This window comes from Jiangella alba (assembly GCF_900106035.1).
Classification (GTDB): Bacteria; Actinomycetota; Actinomycetes; order Jiangellales; family Jiangellaceae; genus Jiangella; species Jiangella alba.
In genome coordinates this window covers 2,609,125-2,630,313 of the sequence record NZ_FNUC01000003.1, presented here as the reverse complement: position 1 = coordinate 2,630,313, position 21,189 = coordinate 2,609,125, and the positions used below count along the sequence as shown (strand labels likewise).

Annotated in this window: 18 protein-coding genes and 1 pseudogene; 10 read left to right on the top strand and 9 right to left on the bottom strand. The window is 72.9% G+C overall.

Translation table 11 applies throughout. From position 1 onward, the window contains the following. Positions 1-135 precede the first annotated feature (135 nt). The 4 genes from BLV02_RS14560 to BLV02_RS14545 all read right to left on the bottom strand — a co-directional run bounded on the left by BLV02_RS14560 (position 136) and on the right by BLV02_RS14545 (position 4,440). The gene (locus BLV02_RS14560) at positions 136-1,029 is read right to left on the bottom strand and encodes a glycine betaine ABC transporter substrate-binding protein (protein ID WP_069113292.1); all 894 of its coding nucleotides are present in this window, start codon (positions 1,027-1,029) and stop codon (positions 136-138) included. Positions 1,030-1,154: 125 nt separating this feature from the next. Further along, positions 1,155-1,544, bottom strand: coding sequence for a VOC family protein (locus BLV02_RS14555; RefSeq protein WP_069113293.1), 390 nt, complete (start codon positions 1,542-1,544; stop codon positions 1,155-1,157). Between the two features lie 80 nt (positions 1,545-1,624). Further along, on the bottom strand, positions 1,625-3,991 hold the full coding sequence (locus tag BLV02_RS14550) for an ATP-binding cassette domain-containing protein (RefSeq protein ID WP_069113294.1): 2,367 nt from the start codon (positions 3,989-3,991) through the stop codon (positions 1,625-1,627). A 38-nt stretch (positions 3,992-4,029) separates the two neighbouring features. Then, entirely contained in the window at positions 4,030-4,440 is a 411-nt protein-coding gene (locus BLV02_RS14545; protein ID WP_069113558.1) for a VOC family protein, read from the bottom strand. Positions 4,441-4,629: 189 nt separating this feature from the next. Between BLV02_RS14545 and BLV02_RS14540 the strand changes: the two genes are divergently transcribed. The 4 genes and pseudogenes from BLV02_RS14540 to BLV02_RS38260 all read left to right on the top strand — a co-directional run. Then, complete coding sequence (locus tag BLV02_RS14540) at positions 4,630-5,133, top strand: TetR/AcrR family transcriptional regulator (RefSeq protein WP_069113295.1); 504 nt, start codon at positions 4,630-4,632, stop codon at positions 5,131-5,133. 668 nt (positions 5,134-5,801) lie between these two features. Further along, positions 5,802-6,437: a class I SAM-dependent methyltransferase gene (locus tag BLV02_RS14535; protein WP_069113296.1), complete on the top strand. Its 636-nt coding sequence runs from the start codon at positions 5,802-5,804 to the stop codon at positions 6,435-6,437. Further along, positions 6,430-7,251: an oxygenase MpaB family protein gene (locus tag BLV02_RS14530; RefSeq protein WP_069113297.1), complete on the top strand. Its 822-nt coding sequence runs from the start codon at positions 6,430-6,432 to the stop codon at positions 7,249-7,251. The genes BLV02_RS14535 and BLV02_RS14530 overlap by 8 nt, the downstream gene beginning before the upstream one ends. Continuing rightward, positions 7,248-7,865, top strand: a pseudogene (locus BLV02_RS38260) (aminotransferase class IV); the annotation flags it as partial. The gene BLV02_RS14530 and the pseudogene BLV02_RS38260, both read left to right, overlap by 4 nt. A 60-nt stretch (positions 7,866-7,925) precedes the next feature. Here the strand turns inward: BLV02_RS38260 and BLV02_RS14520 are convergent. Continuing rightward, positions 7,926-9,479 carry a phytoene desaturase family protein gene (locus tag BLV02_RS14520; RefSeq protein WP_069113298.1) on the bottom strand — a complete coding sequence of 518 codons (1,554 nt, stop codon included), beginning with the start codon at positions 9,477-9,479 and terminating at the stop codon, positions 7,926-7,928. Positions 9,480-9,541: 62 nt separating this feature from the next. Further along, positions 9,542-11,695 (bottom strand): MMPL family transporter, encoded by a 2,154-nt coding sequence (locus BLV02_RS14515; protein WP_216094399.1) that lies wholly within the window; start codon positions 11,693-11,695, stop codon positions 9,542-9,544. Between the two features lie 228 nt (positions 11,696-11,923). Here BLV02_RS14515 and BLV02_RS14510 point away from each other — a divergent pair, with 228 nt between their 5' ends. Further along, on the top strand, positions 11,924-12,445 hold the full coding sequence (locus tag BLV02_RS14510; protein ID WP_216094400.1) for a SigE family RNA polymerase sigma factor: 522 nt from the start codon (positions 11,924-11,926) through the stop codon (positions 12,443-12,445). After that, entirely contained in the window at positions 12,442-13,413 is a 972-nt protein-coding gene (locus BLV02_RS14505) for a hypothetical protein (RefSeq protein WP_069113301.1), read from the top strand. The genes BLV02_RS14510 and BLV02_RS14505 overlap by 4 nt, the downstream gene beginning before the upstream one ends. A 143-nt stretch (positions 13,414-13,556) precedes the next feature. On the opposite strand, the gene BLV02_RS36520 is transcribed toward BLV02_RS14505, so the two are convergent. After that, on the bottom strand, positions 13,557-13,715 hold the full coding sequence (locus BLV02_RS36520) for a hypothetical protein (protein ID WP_157574251.1): 159 nt from the start codon (positions 13,713-13,715) through the stop codon (positions 13,557-13,559). Positions 13,716-14,077: 362 nt separating this feature from the next. Between BLV02_RS36520 and BLV02_RS36515 the strand changes: the two genes are divergently transcribed. The 4 genes from BLV02_RS36515 (at position 14,078) to BLV02_RS14485 (ending at position 17,415) form a co-directional block, all read left to right on the top strand. Next, positions 14,078-14,551 carry a CHRD domain-containing protein gene (locus BLV02_RS36515; protein ID WP_069113302.1) on the top strand — a complete coding sequence of 158 codons (474 nt, stop codon included), beginning with the start codon at positions 14,078-14,080 and terminating at the stop codon, positions 14,549-14,551. 49 nt (positions 14,552-14,600) lie between these two features. Beyond that, positions 14,601-14,915 (top strand): ArsR/SmtB family transcription factor, encoded by a 315-nt coding sequence (locus BLV02_RS14495; protein ID WP_069113303.1) that lies wholly within the window; start codon positions 14,601-14,603, stop codon positions 14,913-14,915. Then, the gene (locus BLV02_RS14490; protein ID WP_216094401.1) at positions 14,912-15,856 is read left to right on the top strand and encodes an SRPBCC family protein; all 945 of its coding nucleotides are present in this window, start codon (positions 14,912-14,914) and stop codon (positions 15,854-15,856) included. The genes BLV02_RS14495 and BLV02_RS14490 overlap by 4 nt, the downstream gene beginning before the upstream one ends. Positions 15,857-16,083: 227 nt before the next feature. Continuing rightward, positions 16,084-17,415 (top strand): alpha/beta hydrolase, encoded by a 1,332-nt coding sequence (locus BLV02_RS14485; RefSeq protein ID WP_069113304.1) that lies wholly within the window; start codon positions 16,084-16,086, stop codon positions 17,413-17,415. On the opposite strand, the gene BLV02_RS14480 is transcribed toward BLV02_RS14485, so the two are convergent. Then, entirely contained in the window at positions 17,379-19,571 is a 2,193-nt protein-coding gene (locus BLV02_RS14480) for an ABC transporter ATP-binding protein (protein WP_216094402.1), read from the bottom strand. The two genes, BLV02_RS14485 and BLV02_RS14480, sit on opposite strands and share 37 nt — an antisense overlap. Beyond that, a complete protein-coding gene (locus BLV02_RS14475) occupies positions 19,568-21,169 on the bottom strand; it encodes an MFS transporter (protein WP_069113305.1) in 1,602 nt (533 codons plus the stop codon). The genes BLV02_RS14480 and BLV02_RS14475 overlap by 4 nt, the downstream gene beginning before the upstream one ends. Between the last annotated feature and the right edge of the window lie 20 nt (positions 21,170-21,189).

Sequence of the window (21,189 nt, the reverse complement as noted above, 5' to 3'; positions counted from 1 at the left end):
GGAGCGTCCGGTCGTGGCCCCTCTCCGGCGCTCCTCACCATTACTTGACATAATGTGCATTATCGGCGTTACGCGATAACGCCTGGACCTGCGGTTCCGTGCGGGCCGGAACACCCGGCCCGCACGGCGACGACGTCAGCCCTGCAGCGTCTCCAGCCAGTCGGGATTCGTCTCGAGCCACTCGGCGACGGCGTCGGCTTCCTGGCCTTCGCCGTACTCGTTCACGACGAGGTTCTCCAGCGAGCCGTACTGTTCGTCGTCGAGCCGGGCGTTGCCGATGATCTCGGCGAGGTCGGCGTGCTCCTCCTTGAAGTCCTTGCTGCTGAGCACGTGCAGGCTCTCGGGTTCGCCGAGGGCGCCCTGCGGGTCCTCCAGGTCCTTGACCGGGAACGCGTTGTTCGCCCAGAACGGCCGCCACAGCGTGACGACGATGTCCTCCTGCGCGTCGATGGCGTTGGACAGCTCGGCCAGCATCGCCACGGTCGACGACGTGATCAGCTCGTACTCGGCGTCGAGGCCGTACTGCGGCATGACGGCGTTCTGGGTGATCTCGGTGAGCCCGGCGCCCGACTCGATGCCGACGATGCGCCCGCCGAAGCGCTCGGCGTTGCCGGCGAGCTGGTCGATGGAATCGATGTCGGTGTACTCCGGCACGGCGAACGTCAGCACCGCGCCGTCGTAGTAGGTGGCGAGATCCTCGATGTCGTCGCCGAACTCGTCCATGTACTGCGCGTGCGTGACCTCGGGCCACGACGACGGCATGAGGTCGATGTCGCCGTCGGCGAGACCGGTGTAGAGCGGCCCGTTGTCGGCCAGCTCCTGGATCTCGACGGTGTAGCCCTCGTCCTCGAAGATGTCCTTCCAGAGGTAGCCCATCGACAGGTAGTCCGTCCACGACGAGATGACGCCGATGGTGATCGTGTCGTCGCCTGAGCCGCCGTCGTCTCCGCAGGCCGCGAGCGTCAGCCCGAGTCCCAGTACGGAGGCCGTGGCGGCGATGGTCTGTCGTCGAGTCCGTCCGAACCGCAAAAGGTGTCCCTTCTCGTTTCGTGCAATTTCGCATGGCAAATGGATCAGGCTACAAGACGGCGGGCCGCCCACCTGCGGGCGGCCCGCCGTCGGGGCCATGCTGGGCGGGACGTCCCGCCGGGGGTTCACGCGTTGGTCGCGGCCTTCCAGAGGTGACCGTCCGGGTCGCTGAACGTGCCGGAGTAGCCGCCCCACTCGGCGGCCTTGGCCGGCTTGAGCACCGTGGCGCCGGCGGCCACGGCGGCCTGGATGACGTCGTCGACCTCCTCGCGCGTGTCGGCGATGTAGTGCAGCGCGAAGCGGCGGAACCCCGAGCCCTCCGACTCGACGCCGGCGTCGCCCGCCACGGCCTCCCAGCGGTACAACGCCAGCTTCGTGGCCCCGCCGCGCAGACGGACCAGGGCGAAGCCCGGGTGGTCCTGCTCGAGCTCGCCGCCCATGCCGTCGGCGTAGAACTTCTTGGCGCGGTCGATGTCCTCGACACCGAGCATGACCACGCTCACCTGCAGCGACATGATGTTCTCCTTGCCTTCCGTGGGTATGTCACCACGCTACGGCCGGAGCCGGACGGGCTGCTTCTCGATTCCTGACGAGATCAGCCGGCGACGTAGTCGGCGAGGTGCTCGCCGGTCACCGTCGACCGCGCCGCGACGAGATCGGCGGGCGTGCCCTCGAAGACGACCTGCCCGCCGTCGTGCCCGGCGCCCGGCCCGAGGTCGATGATCCAGTCGCCGTGTGCCATGACCGCCTGGTGGTGCTCGATGACGATGACCGACTTGCCGGAGTCGACCAGGCGGTCCAGCAACCCGAGCAGCTGCTCGACGTCGGCGAGGTGCAGGCCGCTGGTGGGCTCGTCGAGGACGTAGACGTCGCCCTTCTTCTCGGCCATCTGGGTAGCCAGCTTGAGCCGCTGCCGCTCCCCTCCGGACAACGTGGTCAGCGGCTGGCCCAGCTTGACATAACCAAGACCGACGTCGTCGAGACGGCCCAGGATCGCGGCCGCCGCCGGCGTCTTGGCGGCGCCGTCGGAGAAGAACGCCCGCGCCTCGGCGACCGGGAGGTCCAGCACCTCGGCGATGTTCAGCTCGCCCAGCCGGTAGTCGAGCACCGCCGCCTGGAACCGCTTGCCGCCGCAGTCGTCGCACGGCGTGGCGACGGTCTCCATGAAGCCCAGCTCGGTGTAGATCACGCCGGCGCCGTTGCAGGCCGGGCAGGCGCCCTCGGAGTTGGCGCTGAACAACGCCGGCTTCACGCCGTTGGCCTTGGCGAACGCCTTGCGGATGGGGTCGAGCAGCCCGGTGTACGTGGCCGGGTTACTGCGCCGCGACCCCTTGATGGCGCTCTGGTCGACGGCCACGACGTCGTCGCGGGTCGACACCGAGCCGTGGATCAGCGAGCTCTTGCCCGACCCCGCGACGCCGGTGACGACGACCAGCACGCCGAGCGGGATGTCGACGTCGACGTCCTGCAGGTTGTGCGCCGACGCGCCGCGGATCTCCAGCGTGCCGGACGGCGTGCGGACGGACGGCTTCAGCGTGGCGCGGTCGTCGAGGTGCCGCCCGGTGACGGTGTCGCTGCCGCGCAGCGCGTCGACCGTGCCCTCGAACACCACGTGACCGCCGCCGGAGCCGGCGCCCGGGCCGAGGTCGACGACGTGGTCGGCGATGGCGATGGTCTCGGGCTTGTGCTCGACGACGAGCACCGTGTTGCCCTTGTCGCGCAGCCGCAGCAGCAGGTCGTTCATGCGCTGGATGTCGTGCGGGTGCAGCCCGACGGTGGGCTCGTCGAAGACGTACGTGACGTCGGTCAGCGACGACCCGAGGTGGCGCAGCATCTTGATGCGCTGCGCCTCTCCCCCGGACAGCGTGCCGGACGGCCGTTCCAGGCTCAGGTAGCCCAGCCCCAGTTCGACGAACGAGTCGAGGTTCTGCCCCAGCGCCGTCAGCAGCGGCGCGACGGACGGCTCGTCGAGCCCGCGGATCCACTCGGCGAGGTCGGTGATCTGCATGGAGCACGCCTCGGCGATGTTGATGCCCTTCACCCGCGACGACAGCGCCGGCTGGTTGAGCCGGGTGCCGCCGCAGTCGGGACACGCGGTGAACGTGGCGACCCGCTCGACGAACGCGCGGATGTGCGGCTGGAGGCTGTCGACGTCCTTGGACAGGAACGACTTCTGGATGCGCGGGATCAGCCCTTCGTAGGTCAGGTTCATGTTCTCGAACTTGATCTTCGTGGGCTTGCGGTAGAGGAGGTCGTCGAGTTCCTCGGCGGTGTACTTCGCGAGGGGCTTGTCGGGGTCGAAGTAGCCGGACGCGGCGAAGATGCGGACGTTCCAGCCGTCGGCGTTGTAGCCCGGGATGGTGAACGGGCCGTCGCTGAGCGACTTGCTGTCGTCGTAGAGCTGCGTGAGGTCGATGTCGGAGATGCTCCCCCGGCCCTCGCAGCGCGCGCACATGCCGCCGTGGTAGACGGCGTCGCGGACGACGGTCTTCTCCCCCGACTCCTTCGTCATGACGCCGCTGGCCTTGCGGGCGGGCACGTTGAACGAAAACGCCGGCGGCGGCCCGATCTGCGGCTCGCCCAGCCGGCTGAACAGGATGCGCAGCATGGCGTTGGCGTCGGTGACGGTGCCGACGGTCGAGCGCGGGTTCGCGCCCAGCCGCTCCTGGTCGACGATGATCGCCGTGGTCAGGCCCTCCAGGAGGTCGACGTCGGGCCGCGACAGCGACGGCATGAAGCCCTGCAGGAACGCGCTGTACGTCTCGTTGATCATCCGTTGCGACTCGGCCGCGATGGTCTCGAACACCAGCGAGCTCTTGCCCGAGCCGGACACGCCGGTGAACACCGTCAGGCGGCGCTTCGGGATCTCGACGCTGACGTCGCGCAGGTTGTTCTCCCGCGCGCCCTGCACGCGGATGAGGTCGTGGCTGTCGGCCTGGTGCGGCGCGGAGGCCTCGGTCATCGTGTCTCCATCTGTGTGTCCGTCCGTGGTGCGTGAGCTCAACGCAGCTCGCTGATGCGGATGAGGTTGCCGGCAGGGTCGCGGACGGCGCAGTCGCGGACGCCGTACTGCTGCTGCACGGGCTCCTGGACGATCTCCGCGCCGCCGGCCTGCAGACGGTCGAAGACGCCGTCGAGGTCGTGGGTGGACATCAGGATGCCGGCATAACTGCCCTTCGCCATCATCTCCGTGATGGTACGGCGCTCCTCTGACGTCACGCCGGGATCGGCGGCCGGCGGTTCGAGGACGATCGACGTGGCGGGCTGGCCGACCGGGCCGACGGTGATCCAGCGCATCCCCTCGTAGCCGACGTCGTTGCGCACTTCGAAGCCGAGGAGGTCGCGGTAGAACGCCAGCGCCGCCTCCGGGTCGTCGTGCGGCAGGAAGCTCGCCTGAATGCTCAGTTCCATGCCGGTCACGCTAGGCCGGGCCTGGTCAGAGGCGCTTCTCGATTCCTGACCGGTACCCACCGAATGGCATCGATGACATCGGCCGTTTGTCATCGATGCCACGGGGTAGGCTCGTTCGGGTCTGAAAGCATATGTGGGGAGTTCTCCGGAAGCCACGGGGAGCTCCCCACATCGACGAGAAGGGTGCCGATGCGGGCGGACGGACGGCGCAACCGCGAGGCGCTGGTCGCGGCGGCGGCGAAGGTGTTCGCCGAGGCCGGCGCCGACGCCCCGCTCGACGACGTCGCGCGGCGGGCCGGGGTCGGCAACGCGACGCTGTACCGCCACTTCCCCACCCGCCGGGCGCTGCTGGCCGCCGTCTTCGCCGACGAGCTGGCCGCGCTGCGCGACTACGCCGAACTGCTGCGCGAACAGGAGTCCCCGGCCGACGCGCTGCACGCCTGGCTGCGGGCGGTGGCGATGCAGCTGGCGCACACCCGCGACCTCGCGCTCGCCGCCGACGGCGACTGGTACACGTCCGTGCGGGCGACGGTGTCCGGGCTGCTCACGGCGGCGCAGCGGGCCCGCGCCGTCCGCCCGGACGTCACCGCCGACGACCTGCTGGCCCTCGTCCGCGGGGCGGCGCTCACGTCCGGCTCGCCGGAGCAGCAGAGCCGCCTGCTCGACCTCGTCCGCGACGCCGTCGCCCGCTGACGCTCGCGCACTGACCTCCAGCCGAACGCCCGCTGGGCTCCGGCTCCGGTGTACCCCGCCTCCCTCGGCCCGGCCCAGTTCCCGCCCTGCCCCGCCGATCCCTGCCCTGCCAATGTCCTTTCCGGCGCGTTGACACCAGCGCCAACTGTTGGCGCTCAAGTCACCACCCGCAACGACAACCCCGGCCCGCCGGGACCTGCCGCCAGCTCCCCCGCCCAGTTCCCGCCTCACCCGCCGAGCCTTGCCCTGCCAATGTCCTTTTCGGCGCGTTGACACCACCGCCAACAGTTGGCGCCCAGGTCACCACCCGCGACAACAACTCCCGCCTCCCCCGGGCCCTACCGTGAACTCCCCCGCCCTACCCGCGCCGCCCGAATCCCTTCCGGCGCGTTGACACCGGCGCCAACTGTTGGCGCTCAGGTCACCACCGGCAACGACAACCCGGTGCGCCCGCTGACCTCCGGCCGGCCCAGTTCCCGCCCTACCCGCCGATCCCTGCCCTGCCGATCTCCTTTCCGGCGCGTTGACACCACCGCCAACTGTTGGCGCTCAGGTCACCACCCGCGACAACAACTCCGACCCGTGGGGCCTGCCGCCAGCTCGCCCCGAGCTCGCCCCGGCCGCGCCCACCTGGCCACCCGCGCCGAAACCGGCCTAGGCTGGACCCGATGACGACCGAGGACCCGGACGAGGCCGCGCGGCGGCTGGCGGCGGTGTCGCTCGCGGCCGACGACCCGACCGGCTGGTTCGAGCGCCTCTACGCCGCCGCGGCCGACGGCGCCGCCGTGGTGCCGTGGGACCGCGGCGCGCCGCATCCGCTGCTGGTCGACTGGGCCGAGGGCCGTGACCTGGCGGGCAGCGCGCTCGTCGTCGGGTTCGGGCCGGGGTTCGACGCCGAGTTCCTGGCCGCCCGGGGCGCCACGACCACCGCGTTCGACGTCTCCCCCAGCGCCCTGACGGCTGTACGTGGACGGTTCCCCGGTTCGCCGGTCGACTACCGGACGGCCGACCTGCTGGCGCCGCCGCAGGAGCTCCGGCACGCGTTCGGCCTGGTCCTCGAGGTGATGACGGTGCAGTCGATGCCGCCGCAGTTCCACCCGCCGGCCACGGCGTCGGTGGCCGGGTTCGTCGCGCCCGGCGGCACGCTGCTGGTCATCACCATGGTGGCCGACACCCCGCCCGAGGACGGCCCGCCGTGGCCGCTCACGCGCGCCGAGATCGACGCGTTCGGGCAGGACGGGCTCACGCCGGTCGCCGTCGAGCGGCTGGAGAACCGCTGGCGCGCGGAGTTCCGCCGTGACTGACGACCTCGGCCTGTTCGGGCCCGGCAGCGTGAGCTGGCGGGTGCACCGCGAGCCGGTGCTGTGGCTGGCCGGGGTCCGCGCGCTGTACCTGCAGGCGCTGCACCCGCGCGCCGTCGCCGGGGTGGTGCAGAACTCCGACATCCGGCGCAACTGCTGGCCGCGGCTCATGCGCACCGCCGAGTACGTCGGCACCGTCGTCTACGGCACCACCGACCAGGCCGAGCGGGCCGGGCGCCGGGTGCGGCGCATCCACGACCGCCTGCGCGCACACGACCCCCGCACCGGCGAGGAGTTCCGCGTCGACGACGCACAGCTGCTGCGCTGGGTGCACGTCACCGAGGTCGAGTCCTTCGTGTCGACGGCACGACGGGCGCGCATCGGCCTGTCCGAGGCCGACGTCGACCGCTACTACGCCGAGCAGACCCGCGCCGCCGCGCTCGTCGGCCTCGACCCCGGCACCGTGCCGGCCAGCGCCGCCGAGGTCGACGAGTTCTACCGGTCGATCCGGCCGGAGCTGGCGCTCACCGCCGAGGCCCGCGACGTCGCCCGCTTCCTCACGCTCCCGCCGATGCCAGCCCGCTACGCCGTCGCCGGGCGGCCCGCCTGGCTCGGGCTGGCGACCACGGCGGTCGCACTGCTCCCCCGCTGGGCGCGGCGCCTGTACCGGCTGCCCGGCCTGCCGACGACGGACGTCGCGGCGTCGCTGACGGTGCTCGGGCTACGCGGCCTGATCAACGCGCTGCCGGTGCGCGAGGGCCCCATCTACCGCGACGCGATGCAGCGAGCCGAGGCCGCCCGGGTGGCGGCGGCCTGACGCGCGCCCACTTCACCGCCGCCCAGGTCCGCGACGGGCGGGTCCGCGGCTTCGTCCGGACGGCGCTCGCGGCGGGCCCGGCGGACGTGTCGCTGACGGCGACGGTGTACTCCTCGGCGGACGGCGTCCTGGATCTGCTGGTGCGCACCGGCCCGCCGTCGACCGGCCCGGAAGGCCCGCTCGCGCTCGCCGTCGTCGAGTACGAGCGGTACCTGCCCGCCGTGAAGCACGTCGGCGAGGTCGCCAAGACCCACGCCCTGCGGGTCGCCGAACGCGACGGCTTCGACGATTCCGCGTTCGTCGACCGCGCGGGCCGGCTCAGCGAGGCGTCCATCTGGAACCTCGCGTTCTGGGACGGCTCGGCCGTGGTGTGGCCGGTGGCGGACGTGCTCGGCGGCAGCACGATGGGCATCCTGCGCCGGCAGCTGGCCGCCCGCGGCGTGCCCCAGCGCGACGCCGAGGTTCGCCCCGGCGACCTCCCGGGCCTCGCCGGCGCCGTCGTCATGAACTCGTGGACCCCCGGCGTCGCGGTGTCGCGCATCGGCGCGACCTCCCTGCCCGGTCGCCGATGGCGCGCCGCAGCGTCAGGGCTTGCGCGAAGAGCGCTTCCTCCGCCTCGATGCCGGACGGCGCCAGCTCGGCCAGTGCCGCGCCCCGGGGCAGCCCGTCCGCGCTCACCGGCCCAGCACCGCCATCGCGGCGGCGCGGCCGGGGATGCCGCTCACGCCTCCGCCGCGCCGGGCACCGGCCCCGCACAGCAGCACCCGCGGGTGCTCCGTCTCGACGCCCCAGCGGCCGGCGTCGGCCGGGGACTCGGCGAACGGCCAGGTCAGGTCGCGGTGGAAGATGTGCCCGCCGGGCAGCCCGACCGACGCCTCGAGGTCGAGAGGGGTGCGCGCGTCGAGGCAGGGCCGGCCGTCGGCGTCGAGGGCGAGGCAGTCCTCGATCGGCTCGGCCAGGACGGAGTTCAGCGAGGTCAGCGTCGCCTTGACGGCCGCCTCGCGGGCGCCCGCGGGATCGGACCGGAACAGCCGCGCCGGCAGGTGCAGCCCGAACAGCGTGATCGTGTGCGCGCCCGCCTCGCGCAGCGACGGCCCGAGGATGGACGGGTCGGTCAGCGAGTGGCAGTAGGTCTCGCACGGCGGCAGCTCCGGCACCGACCCGGCCGCGGCCTGCGCGTACGCCGTCTCCAGCTGGGTCAGCGACTCGTTGACGTGGAACGTCCCGCTGAACGCGGCCGCCGGGTCGACGTCGGAGCGCAGCCGCGGCAGCCGCGTGAGCAGCAGGTTGAGCTTCAGTTGCGCGCCCTCCGGCGCCTCCTCCGACGACGGCGAGCCCAACAGCCCGGCCAGGGTCGACGGCGCGCAGCCGGCCAGCACGTGCCCCGCACCGACCGAGCGCGCCACCCCGTCGGCCGTCTCGAACACCACCTCGCCGGTCGCCGCGTCGACCGCGGTCACCGTCGCCCCGGTGACGATGACCGCGCCCGCCGCCACCGCCGCGTCGCGCAGCGCCCCGCTGACCGCGCCCATGCCGCCGACCGGGACGTCCCAGTCGCCGGTCCCGTTGCCGATGACGTGGTACAGGAAGCACCGGTTCTGCCGCAGCGACGGCTCGTCAACGGCGGCGAAGGTGCCGATCAGCGCGTCGGTCGACACCACGCCGCGGACGACGTCGTCGGCGAACGTCTCGCGGACGAGCCCGCCGACCGGCCGCTCGAACAGCGCCGTCCACGCCTCGGGCCCCACCAGCGAGCGGAACTCGTCGCGCGAGAGCAGCGGCGCCGTCAGCGTCGGCGCGACCCGGCGGGCCACCTCGCCGGTCATCGCGTAGAACCGCTCCCACGCGTCGTGATCGGCGGCCGCGCCCAGGGCGGCGAACGACGCCCTGGTCGCGTCGCGCGAGCCGGTGTCGACCAGCAGCCCGCCGTCGCCGACCGGTGTGTAGGACGAGTACCGGCGCCGCCGCAGGGTGATCGGCAGCGCCAGCTCGTCGACGATCTGCCGCGGCAGCAGCGACACCAGGTACGAGTACCGCGACAGCCGGGCGTCGACGCCGGGGAACGGCCGCTGCGAGACGGCCGCTCCCCCGACGTGGTCGAGGCGTTCGAGCACCAGCACGCTGCGGCCGGCGCGGGCGAGGTAGGCGGCGGCGGTGAGCCCGTTGTGCCCACCGCCCACCACGACGGCGTCGTACCGGGCCCGCAGCGTCGAGACATCGTCAGCCATGCCGGCCATCCTCACGCGAACCCCGCCGCCGCGGCTACCCGGGACCGCCGTCAGCCACAACATCAGCCGACGGGGGTGAGCTCGCGCTCGGTCTCGGCGCCGACGGCCGGACGGGACCGGCGCAGCCACCGCGGCGCCCACCAGTTCGCGTTCCCGAGCAGCGCCATCACCGACGGCAGCACGACCGCGCGGATCACGACCGCGTCGATCAGCACCGCGACCGCCAGGCCGACGCCCATCTGCTTCATCTCCAGCACCCGCATCGCGGCGAACAGCCCGAACACGGCCACCATGACCAGCGCGGCGCTGGTGACGGTGCCGGCGGAGGTGGTGATGCCCTCGCGGACGGCGGCGCGGATCGGCAGCCCGCGGTCGGCCGCCTCGCGGATGCGGCTGACGACGAACACGTGGTAGTCCATCGACAGCCCGAACAGGATCACGAACAGGAACAGCGGGATCCACACCACGACGGTGCCGGTCGAGGTGAAGTTCAGCAGGCCCTCGGCCCACGAGTGCTGGAACACCAGCGCCAGCACGCCGAACGCTGCCACCGTCGACAGCAGGTTCACGAACACCGTGGTGAGGCCGACGACGACGGAGCGGAACGTCACCGTCATCATGACGAACGCCAGGACCAGCACGAACCCGATGATCCACGGCAGCTTCGCGGCGAGGTTGTCGTTGTAGTCGACGCCGTCGGCGACCTCGCCCGTCACCGCCGTCTCGGCACCGGATACCGCTCCGACCGTCGCCGGGATGAGGTCGTCGCGCAGCACGTCCAGCGAGCGCGCGGCCTCGTCCGAGTCGGGACCGAACGGCACGCCCACCCGCAGCGTGCTGAACCGCCCGTCCTCGGACTGCGCGACGACCGGCTCCTGGTCGTGCGCGAAGTTGTCGTCGGTGGCGGTGCGCCCGGCCAGGTCCTCCAGCGCGGCGCGGACGTCGCCGGCCTCGTCGGACGGGGCCTCGACCACGACGACGTGCGCGGCGCCGGTGCTCGGGAACGCCTCGACCAGCCGGTCGTAGCTCTGCATGACCGGCAGGCTGCGCGGGAACGCGGCCTCGTCCGGGTTGGCCAGCTTGAGGTCGAGGGCGGGCGCGGCCAGCGCGAGCAGCGCCAGGACGGCGACGACCAGCGTGACGGCGGGACGGCGCAGCGCCGGACGGAGGATCGCCGGCCACAGCCGCGGCGGCCGCTGCTGGTTCGTCAGCCGCCACAGCACCGGGACGCGCGGGCGGTCGATGCGGTGGCCGAGCTTGGCGAGCAGCGCCGGCAGCACCGTCAGCGAGCCGATGACGGCGATCGCGACGACGAGGATGGCGCCGGTGGCCATGGAGGCGAAGTTGACGTCGGCGGCGAGGTAGAGCCCGGCCATCGAGACCGCGACGGCCAGCCCGGACACCACGACGGAGTGGCCGGACGTGGCGGCCGCGATCTCCACGGCCTGCAGCGTGTCCCGTCCGCGGGCCCGCTCCTCCCGCTCGCGGCGCAGGTAGAACAGCGAGTAGTCGACGCCGACCGCCATGCCGATGAGCAGCACCAGGTGCGTGACGGTGCCGCCGTCGGGCACCGCGTACGACGCCAGCGCGTACAGCCCGATCGCCGACCCGACCGACGAGATCGCCAGCAGCACCGGCACCCCGGCGGCCAGGATCGCGCCGAACGCGACCAGCAGCACGAGCAGCGTCACCGGCAGGCTCAGCATGGCGATGGTGCCGAGGTCCTCCTCGAGCAGGCCGAAGAAGTCCTTCATCACCGACGCCTCGCCGGCCTGCTCGACCAGCAGGTCCGGGTACTGCTCCTGCACGCCGGCGGTGACGTCGCGCAGCGCCTGCACGTCGTCCTCGGCCTGGTCCTCGTCGGCGGTCATCGCGACGGGGACGGTGACGGCGTCGCCGCCGGGTGCGGTGACCGGGTCGCCGACGGACTCGACCTCGGGCAGCGCGGCCAGCTGCTCCGCGACCTCGGCGGCGGCCGCGTCGGCGTCCGGCCCGGCCGGCGTGATCAGGACGTTCTCGGTGATCGGCGCCTCCAGCCCGCCCTCGTCGAGCATGCGCTCGGCCCGGCCGGACTCGCCGATGCCGAGGTCGAGCTGGTTGGCCTGCTGGATGCCGGCGACGCTCATGGCGGCCAGGCACAGCAGGACGAAGGCGAACCAGCCGCCGATGGCGCGGCCGGGGTGGGTCGCGCTCCAGCGGGCGACGCGGACGGTCACGGGTGGACGGGAGTAGCGGGAGCTGGTGTGAGACACCGGGCGGCCCTCCGAGCAGTGATCAACAGGTCGTCCACCATGCTGGTCGCGCCGGGCCCGCATCTCACTGGTGCCAGGTACCGGGCCGGGGTGGGGCTAGCCCCCGGATCTTTCTTCGGGTCCGCGACAACCCGGCATCCGTGCGCTCCGTCTAGTGGGTGAGACAGGATGAGCGCACGAGGAGTTGGTGGAGTGAGCAGACGGCATGCGCGAGCTGACGAGTTCGTGGCCTACGTCGATGCGCGGCGTGGGTACCTGCGCCGCGTCGCCTACCTCGTGTGCGGAGACTGGCACGCCGCCGAGGATCTGGTGCAGACCGCGTTGCTCAAGCTGTACGCGGCCTGGCCCCGCATCCACACCGACGGCGCCGAGGACGCCTACGTCCGCCGCATCATCGTGCGGGCGCACCTGGACGAGAAGCGGCGGCCCTGGCGCCGCGAGCGCATCGGGCTCGACGGCATCGACGTCGCCGCGCCCGAGCCGCTCTCGCTGGAGGACAGCGACGCGCTCGTCGGTGCGCTCAAGGCCCTGCCACAGCGGCAACGCGCCACCGTGGTGCTGCGCTACTGGTGCGGGCTGAGCGTGGAGGAGACCGCCGACGACCTCGGCTGCACCACGGGCACGGTGAAGAGCCAGACCGCACGGGCGATGGCCGGCCTGCGCGCCTCCCTGTCGACCGACGACGTGACGACGACCGAGAGGCGATCGAGATGAACGAGGACGACCAGCTGCACGAGCGGTTCCGGCGCATGGGGTTCGCCGGCGAGCCGCCGATGGCCTCCACCGCGACGGACGACCTCGCGCGGGGACGGCGGCACCTGCGCCGGCGCCGCGCTGTCACCCTGACCGGCGGGGTCGTCGGCGTGGTCGCGGTCGCGGCCGGGGTGGCGTTCGCGCTGCCCGGCGGCGGGCCGTCCGGAGCCGAGGAGGTTCCGGTGGCCGGCCGTGGCGCCGGCGACGCGCCGTCCGACGCGCCCGCCGACCCGTCGGGCGGCACCACCGCGACGCCGACGGAGGCGCCCACCAGCACCCCGACCGCTGCTGACACCCCGGCGGACACCCCCTCCGCCGACGGCCTCGGGTTCCCGGCCACCCGGCAGCTGCTGCTCGACACCGCCGTCGAGCACCTCGACCCGGCGCACGAGCACCTGCCGGCCGAGACCAGCGGTATCAACGGCGGCGGGACGAACGTCGGCACCAAGCTCGAGTGGCTGGTCGATGGCGACGACGGCATGGGTCTGGTGCAGGTGGCGGTCACCGGGCCGGGCTACGCCGAGGAGTACGACTACGCGCGCCAGGACTTCGCCGTCAACATCGGCTGCGAGATCGACACCGACCGGTGCACCGAGCAGCCGATCCCCGGCACCGACGAGACCGCGCTGGTCGGCGCCGCGAACCCGAATATGCATCTGCTGTACAGCATCGTCTACGAGCGGGCCGACGGTTCCCTCGTCGGCATCGCGGTGCGCGATCTCTTCGGCAACAACAGCCTGACGCCGCTGGCCGAGATGGACGTGTCGCTGGACCAGGGCTTCGCCTTCGTCACCGACCCCGACCTGCGGGTCTCCCCCGACGAGCTGGACGACGACACCGGCGTCGGCGGGGTCACGCTGCCGGAGGGGTCGGGTACGACGGAGCTGCCGGAGGGCTCGGGCGAGTCCGAGCTGCCCGACGACGAGTAGCCCGTCCCCCGGGCCGCACATGCCACGGTGCCGGCTGCCCCACGCTCATGGCGGAGGGCAGCCGGCACCGCGTCGCGTACTGCCGGGCTCGTTGGCGGGCGAAAGAGCGCGCCGGACGACGGAGGGCCGCGGGCGTCGCGGTTCTAGTCGTCCCAGCCGGACATGGCCCAGGCGGGATCGCCCATCTGGGTGCCGCCGCCGATCTGCATGATCTGGTTCCCGTCACGTTCGATCGGCCGCACCAGCCAGCTGTGGTTCTGTGCGTTCCAGGTCAACACGTACTCCGTGTCCCGGCGCAACATCGTGATCCTCCTGCTCCTCGCTGCCCGTCCCTGACAGCGATCGGTCGGTCTCTGAATTCGCCCCAAGACTCCCCGGCCGATGCCGGCCGGTGGAGGAAAACCCTGCTTCGTCGATGATCTACCGACTATCCCTTGGCCGCAACGCGAACGAGCCCCGCCACGCCGCGTTTCCCCAGGTCGAACCCGCTGTGACGGCTTTGGAACGCAAATTTCGTCCGTTCGGTGTGGCGCGGACTGACCGAACGGATGATGCCCGCCGAGATGTTCGCGCCGGGCGGAATCCCTCCGGCAGCCGGCGTCGTACAACCACGGGGGGTCCATTCAGGCGACCTCCGTCACACCCGGTCTCGAAGGAGAGCATCATGCGCACCTGGCTCCTCCGTTCCGCGGCCCTGGTCACCGCAGCCGGAGCCGCACTCGTCGCGGGCGCCGTACCCGCATCGTCCGGCGGCGGCGACGTCACCACCCTGCACCCCGTGCTGACCGGCGCCGCGGAGCGGCCCGGACCCGGCGACGCCGACGGTCGCGGCGCGTTCGCCGCCGTCGTCCGGGGCGACACGCTCTGCTACACGCTTGTCGCGGTCCGCATCGAGCCGGCGACGGCGGCGCACATCCACATCGCCCCGCCGACCGACCCCGGCCCGATCGTCATCGGCCTCGCGACACCCGACCCCGTCAGCCATGGCTGCATCACCGCGGTCCCCGACGGCCAGAACACGACCTCGACGCTCACCGAGAGTGAACTGGCCGCGCTGCTGGCCGACCCCGGCGCCTTCTACGTCAACGTGCACAACGCGTCGTTCCAGCCCGGCGCGATCCGGGGGCAGTTGCGCTGACGTTTATATACTCTTGCGGTTATATAGCTGAACGGCTAACGTCGATGGCATGGCGACTGAACCGTTCGGCGTCCTCGCCGACCCCGCCCGGCGGCGCATCCTGGACCTCCTCCGCGAGCGCCCCCGGCTGGCCGGCGAGCTGACCGCCGCCGTCGGCCTGTCCCAGCCCGGCACGTCGAAGCACTTGCGGGTGCTGCGCGAGGCCGGGCTGGTCACCGTCCGCCCCGAGGCGCAGCGGCGGTGGTACGAGTTGCGGCCCGAGCCGCTCGCCGAGATCGACGCGTGGCTCACGCCGTACCGCTGGATGTGGGCCGATCGCTTCGACGCCCTCGAGCGCCACCTCGACACCATGGACGACGAGTGACCGGGAGCTCGTCCCCCACGGCGACGGCCGCCTGCTCCGGCGCGGCCATCGCGACCGGCTGGCACGCCGGGCTGGAGCTGCTGGCGGCCGCCCTCGACGCCCGTCCCATCGACTGGGACGTCTGGCGGCGCGCCGCTGACCTGGAACATCTACGAGGAGTCATCGTGACCGAGTCCCTGCACACCGACGGCGACCGCAGCGTGCTGCGCATGGAGCGCCGGTTCCGCCATCCGCGGGCGCAGGTGTGGCGCGCGCTCACCGAGCCCGGCCACCTGAGCCAGTGGTTCCCCGCCCGCGTCGAGTTCGCCCTCGAAGCCGGCGCCGACGTCAGCTTCGACTGGGGCGACGGCAGCGGGCCGGCGGTCGACGGCCGGGTGACGGAGGTGTCGCCGGGCCGGCTGCTGGCCTTCACCTGGGGCGACGAGCTGCTGCGGTTCGCCCTGCGCGACGACGGCGACGGCTGCCTGCTGGAGTTCACCCACGTCTTCGACGACCGCTACGGCGCGGCCAGCTTCGCGTCCGGGTGGAGCCAGTGCTTCGTCGGCCTCGGCCAGGTCCTGGCCGGCGAGCCCGTCACCGCCGCGTCGCCGTCCGCCGCACAGCACGACGCGTTCGTCGACCGGTTCGGCCTCGGCGCCGGCGTCTCCTCGACCGTCGACGGTGAGTCGCGGGTGCGGTTCGAGCGGCAGCTCACCGCCCCGGCCGGGGTCGCCTGGCCGGTCATCGAGCGCCTCGCCGACGCCCCGTCCGCCGGCGTCGTCGAGCGCGACGAGCCCAAGGCGCTCGCCTACACCGCGCGGGGCGGTGCCCAGGTGCGCTGGGAACTGGGCGACGGCACCGGCCACGGCGCCCGCCTCGTCCTCACCGTCACCGGCCCCGCGGCCGACGACCCCTCCTGGTCCGCCCGCGTCGCCGACCTCGCCCGCGAGCTCCGCGGCTGACCCACCCGGCCGGCCTCCCCCGATACAGCCGGCCTCCCCCAGCCCGGCCGGCCTCCCCCAGCCCGGCCGGCCCGGCCGGCGTCGCGCTGGCCCGGCCGGCGTCGCGCTGGCCGACCGGCGTCGCGCTGGCCGACCGGCCGGGATCTGCTCGGCTGCCGGCGAGGTTCACGGCCGGGTGGTGACTTCCGTCATGGGTGCGGCCGCCGCGCGGTTCCTAGCGTGGCGGCATGCCCTACGGATACCTGTTCTCGACCGTCCTCCTCGCCCTCGGCACGCTGGCCGCGCTCGCACCGGCGCCGCGCCGTTACCCGGTCGTCGGGGTGGTGAGCTTCGTGCTCGGACTCGTGGTCAACGAGCTGCCGTTCCTGGCCCTGACCCTGCTCGCCGGATCGACGGCGCTGGTGTTCGGGCAGGGCGACGTCGAGTCGGCGGGCGCGTGGGCGGTCGTCGGCGTCGCGGCGCTGACGGCGCCCGGCCTGGTCGTCGTCGCGCGGCGATCGCTCGGTGCGCCGCGGATCGTCCGCTCGGCCGTCGCCGCTGGCCTCGGCGACGCCGCCGCCGAGCGGGTCGGGCGGCGGACGCCGTGGGCGTCGATCCTGTTCAGGCCGCTGTGGGTGCATCGCCGCGACGTGCGGCGCACCAGGAACCTCGCCTACGGCGACGCCGGCCGGCGGCACCGCCTCGACGTCTACCGGTCCCGCGCCCCGCGGACCGGCGAGCCCGCGCCCGTCATCGTCTACCTGCACGGCGGCGGCTACTTCAGCGGCCACAAGAACCGCGAGGGCCGGCTGCTGCTGTACCGGCTGGCCGCCCGCGGCCACGTGTGCGTCAGCGCGAACTACCGCCTCCGCCCGCACACCGACTTCGCCGGCCACCTCGCCGACCTCCAGCGCGTGCTGGCCTGGGTCCGCGCCCACATCGCCGAGTACGGCGGCGACCCGGACCGCGTGATCCTCGCCGGCAGCTCCGCCGGCGCCCACCTGGCCGCCGTGACCGCGCTGTCGCCGGCGCCCGAACAGCCCGTTGTGACGGCGCCGTTGCTGGCGCCCGACCAGCCTGCCGCCACCGCTGCGACGGCCCCGTCGACGGCACCCGACCAGCCGGCCGCGACCGCCGGCCGACCCGCACCGGCGGGGCCGGTCCAGCCTGCCGCGACCGACGTGACGGCGCCGTCTCCGGCGCACCGCCCGCTGGCGGCGATCTGCCTGTACGGCTACTACGGCCACTACTACGGCATGGGCCCGCAGGACCTGCCCGTGTCGTCGCCGGTGGGGTATGCGGCCGACGCGGCGCCGCCGGTGTTCGTGGCGCACGGCGACCGCGACACGCTGGTCTCGGTGACCGCCGCCCGCGAGTTCGTCGCGCACCTACGGGCAGCGTCGCCCAGCCCGGTCGTGTACGCCGAACTGCCGGGCGCGCACCACTCCTTCGACCTGTTCCGCTCCGTGCGGCACGAGGCCGTGATCGACGGCGTCGAGGCGTTCGTGTCGTGGGTGGCCGGCGCCCCGGCTGGATCGGCTGGTCAGCGCGGCACCACCTCCTCGCCGGCATCGGTCTGAGCCGCGCCAGGCGCGGCACCCGCGCGGCGGTCGTCCGCCACCGGCCCAGCGTCGGCCGGCCCGCCATCAGCCGGCGCAGCATCAGCCGGCCCGGCATCGGCCAGCCCAGCATCAGCCAGCTCGGCATCGGCCAGCCCGCCATCCGCCAGCTCGGCCTCAGCCGACCCAGAATCAGCCAGCCCAGAATCAGCCAGCCCAGAATCAGCCAGCCCAGAATCAGCCAGCCCAGCATCGGCCAGCTCAGCGTCGGCGGGCCCTGGGTCCGCCGGGGCATCGGCGGCCGAGCGGTCGGCGGCGGGCTGGTCGAACTGGGTGCGGTAGAGCTGCGCATACCGGCCATCGGCCGAGAGCAGCTCCGGATGGGTCCCCCGCTCGACCACGCGACCGGCCTCGATGACGAGGATCTGGTCGGCCGACCGCACCGTCGACAGCCGGTGGGCGATGACGACGGCCGTGCGCCCTTCCAGGGCCTCGCCGAGCGCCTCCTGCACCGCGGCCTCGGAGGTGGAGTCGAGGTGCGCCGTCGCTTCGTCGAGGATGACCACCCGTGGCCGGGCCAGCAGCAGCCGCGCGATCGTCAGCCGCTGCCGCTCGCCCCCGGACAGCCTGTAGCCGCGCTCCCCCACGACCGTCTCGAGGCCGTCGGGCAGCGACGCCACCAGGGCGTCGAGGCGGGACCGCCGCAGCACGTCCCACAGGTCGTCGTCGGACGCGGACGGCTGGGCGATGAGCAGGTTCTCGCGGATCGACTCGTGGAACAGGTGGCCGTCCTGGGTGACCATGCCCAGCGCCTGGCGCACCGACGCCGTGGTGAGGTCGCGGACGTCGACGCCGTTGAGGCGGATGGCGCCGGTGTCGACGTCGTAGAGGCGCGGCAGCAGCTGCGCGATGGTCGACTTCCCGGCGCCGGACGACCCGACCAGCGCCACCATCTCGCCCGGCGCCGCCGTGAACGAGACGCCGTGCAGGACTTCGTCGCCGCCGCGGGTGTCGAGCATGGCGACCTCTTCCAGCGAGGCCAGCGACACGTCGGACGCCGCCGGGTAGCTGAAGTGGACGTCGTCGAACTCGACCGACACCGGGCCGTCGGGCACCGGACGGGCGTCGGGCTTCTCGACGATGAGCGGCTTGAGGTCGAGCACCTCGAACACCCGGGCGAAGCTGACCAGCGCGCTCATGACCTCGACCCGCGCGCTGGCCAGTGCCGTGAGCGGCGCGTACAGGCGGGTCAGCAGCAGCGCCATGGACACGACGGCGCCGGCGTCGAGCTGGTCGCGCAGCGCGTAGAACCCGCCCAGCCCGTACACCAGGGCCAGCGCCAGCGCGCCGACCAGCGTCAGCGCCGTGACGAAGATCCACTGCACCATGGCGGTGCGCAGCCCGATGTCGCGCACCCGGCGGGCCCGGACGGAGAACTCGGCCGACTCGCGCTCGGGCCGGCTGAACAGCTTCACCAGCGTGGCGCCGGGCGCGGAGAACCGTTCGGTCATCTGCGTGCCCATGACGGCGTTGTGGTTGGCCGCCTCGCGTTCGAGCCGGGCCAGCTTGCCGCCCATGCGCCGCGCCGGCAGCACGAACACCGGCAGCAGCGCCAGCGCGAGCAGCGTGATCTGCCACGAGATGCCCAGCATGACGATGAGCGCCAGCACCAGCATGACGACGTTGCTGACGACGCCGGAGAGCAGGTCGCTGAACGCCCGCTGCGCGCCGATGACGTCGTTGTTGAGCCGGCTGACCAGCGCGCCGGTGCGGGTGCGGGTGAAGAACGCGACCGGCATCTTCTGCACGTGGTCGAAGACAGCCTGGCGCAGGTCGAGGATGAGCCCCTCACCGATGCTGGCCGACAGCCAGCGCTGCACCAGGCCGACGCCCGCCTCGGCGACCGCGATGACCGCGATGACGACCGCCAGCCCGATGACGTAGCGCTGGGACGACCCCTCCATGATGGCGTCGACGACGCGGCCGGCGAGCACCGGCGTGGCCACCGCGAGGACCGCCGTCACGATGCTCAGCGCCGTGAACGCCACCAGGTAGCGCCGGTGCGGCTGGGCGAACGCGAAGATGCGGCGCAGCGTGGCGCGCGAGAACGGGCGGGTGTCCTGCTGCGCGTGCATCGCGTTGTAGAGCGCGTTCCACGCGGTGACCTCCATGCTCATGGGACCGGCACCTCCGCGGCGGGATCGACGGCGGACGGCGGGGCGTCGCCGCTGGGGCCGGTGTCGGTGCCGACCCGCCGCAGCAGCACCGCCGCCAGCACCGCGCCGGCCAGGACGGCCAGCGCGCTGACCACCGCGGTGGCCTGCAGGCCGTCGGTGAACGCGGCGCGCGCGGCGTCGAGCAGTGGGCCGCCGACGGCGTCGGGCAGCGTGGCCGCGACGGCGGTGGCGCCGGCCAGGGTGTCGCCCGCCGCCGCGGCGGCGTCGCCGGGCAGCTCGGAGGGCACGGAGTCGCTCATACCCGAACGGTAGACGGCGGTACCGACACTCCCGAGGATCGCGAGGCCGAGGGCCCCGCCGAGCTCGTTGCCCGTCTCCGACGCGGCCGACGCGGCGCCCGCCTTCTCCGGCGGCGCGGCCCGGATGACGAGGTCGGTGCCGAGCGCGGCCTGCGGCGTGAACCCGGCCGCCATGACGCACGTCCCGGTGATGAGCACGCCGAACCCGGACGAGCCGTCGATCTGCGTCATCAGCACGATGCCGGCGGAACTGACCAGCAGGCCGCCGCTGATGACGTACCCGGGCCGGACGTAGCGCACGAGAAGCGGCGCGGCCATCATGCCGATCATCATGGCGCCGGTCATCGGCAGCACCCACAGGCCCGCACGCAGCGGCGACAGCCCGTGCACGAGCTGGAGGTACTGCATGACGAACAGGTTCAGGCCCATCATCGCGAACGTCGCGGTCGTCATGACGCCGAGGGTCACGCCGAACGCCCGGTTGCGGAACAGCTCGATGTCGATCAGCGGGTCGTCCAGCGACCGCTGCCGCCGCACGAACATGACGGCGAACACCAGCCCGGCGGCGATGGCGGCGACCAGCAGCCAGCCGAACCCGTCGGACGCGAGCTTCTTGATGCCGTAGATCACCGGCAGGACGGCGGCCAGCAGCAGCACGGCGCTGAAGAGGTCGAGCCGGCCGGCGCGGGGGTCGCGGTACTCGGGCAGCAGGAACGGGCCGGCGACCAGCAGCAGCACCATGACCGGCACGCCGACGAGGAACACCGAGCCCCACCAGAACACTTCCAGCAGCGCCCCGCCGACCAGCGGGCCGATGGAGCCGCCGACCATGAAGCTCATCATCCAGAGCGAGATCGCGGTGGTGCGCTGGCGGTCGTCGAGGAACATGTTGCGGATCAGCGACAGCGTCGACGGCATCAGCGTCGCGCCGGCGATCCCCATCAGGGCCCGGGCGCCGATCAGCATCTCGGGGCTGGTCGCGTAGGCGGACAGGACCGACGCCACCCCGAACGCGGCGCCGCCGATGAGCAGCAGCTTCCGCCGTCCGATCCGGTCGCCCAGCGACCCCATGGTGATGAGGAAGCCGGCGATCAGGAAGCCGTAGATGTCGGTGATCCAGAGCAGTTGCGACGATGACGGCGCGAGGTCGGCGCTCAGGTGCGGCACGGCCAGGTGCAGCACCGTCAGGTCCATGATCACGAGCATCGCCGGTAGGCTGAGGACGGCCAGCGCGGTCCATTCCTTCGCGCCGGCCAGCGGCGGGCCGTGATCGGTTTCGGTACGTGCTTCGAACGTCATGGGGACAGTCAAATACCTCA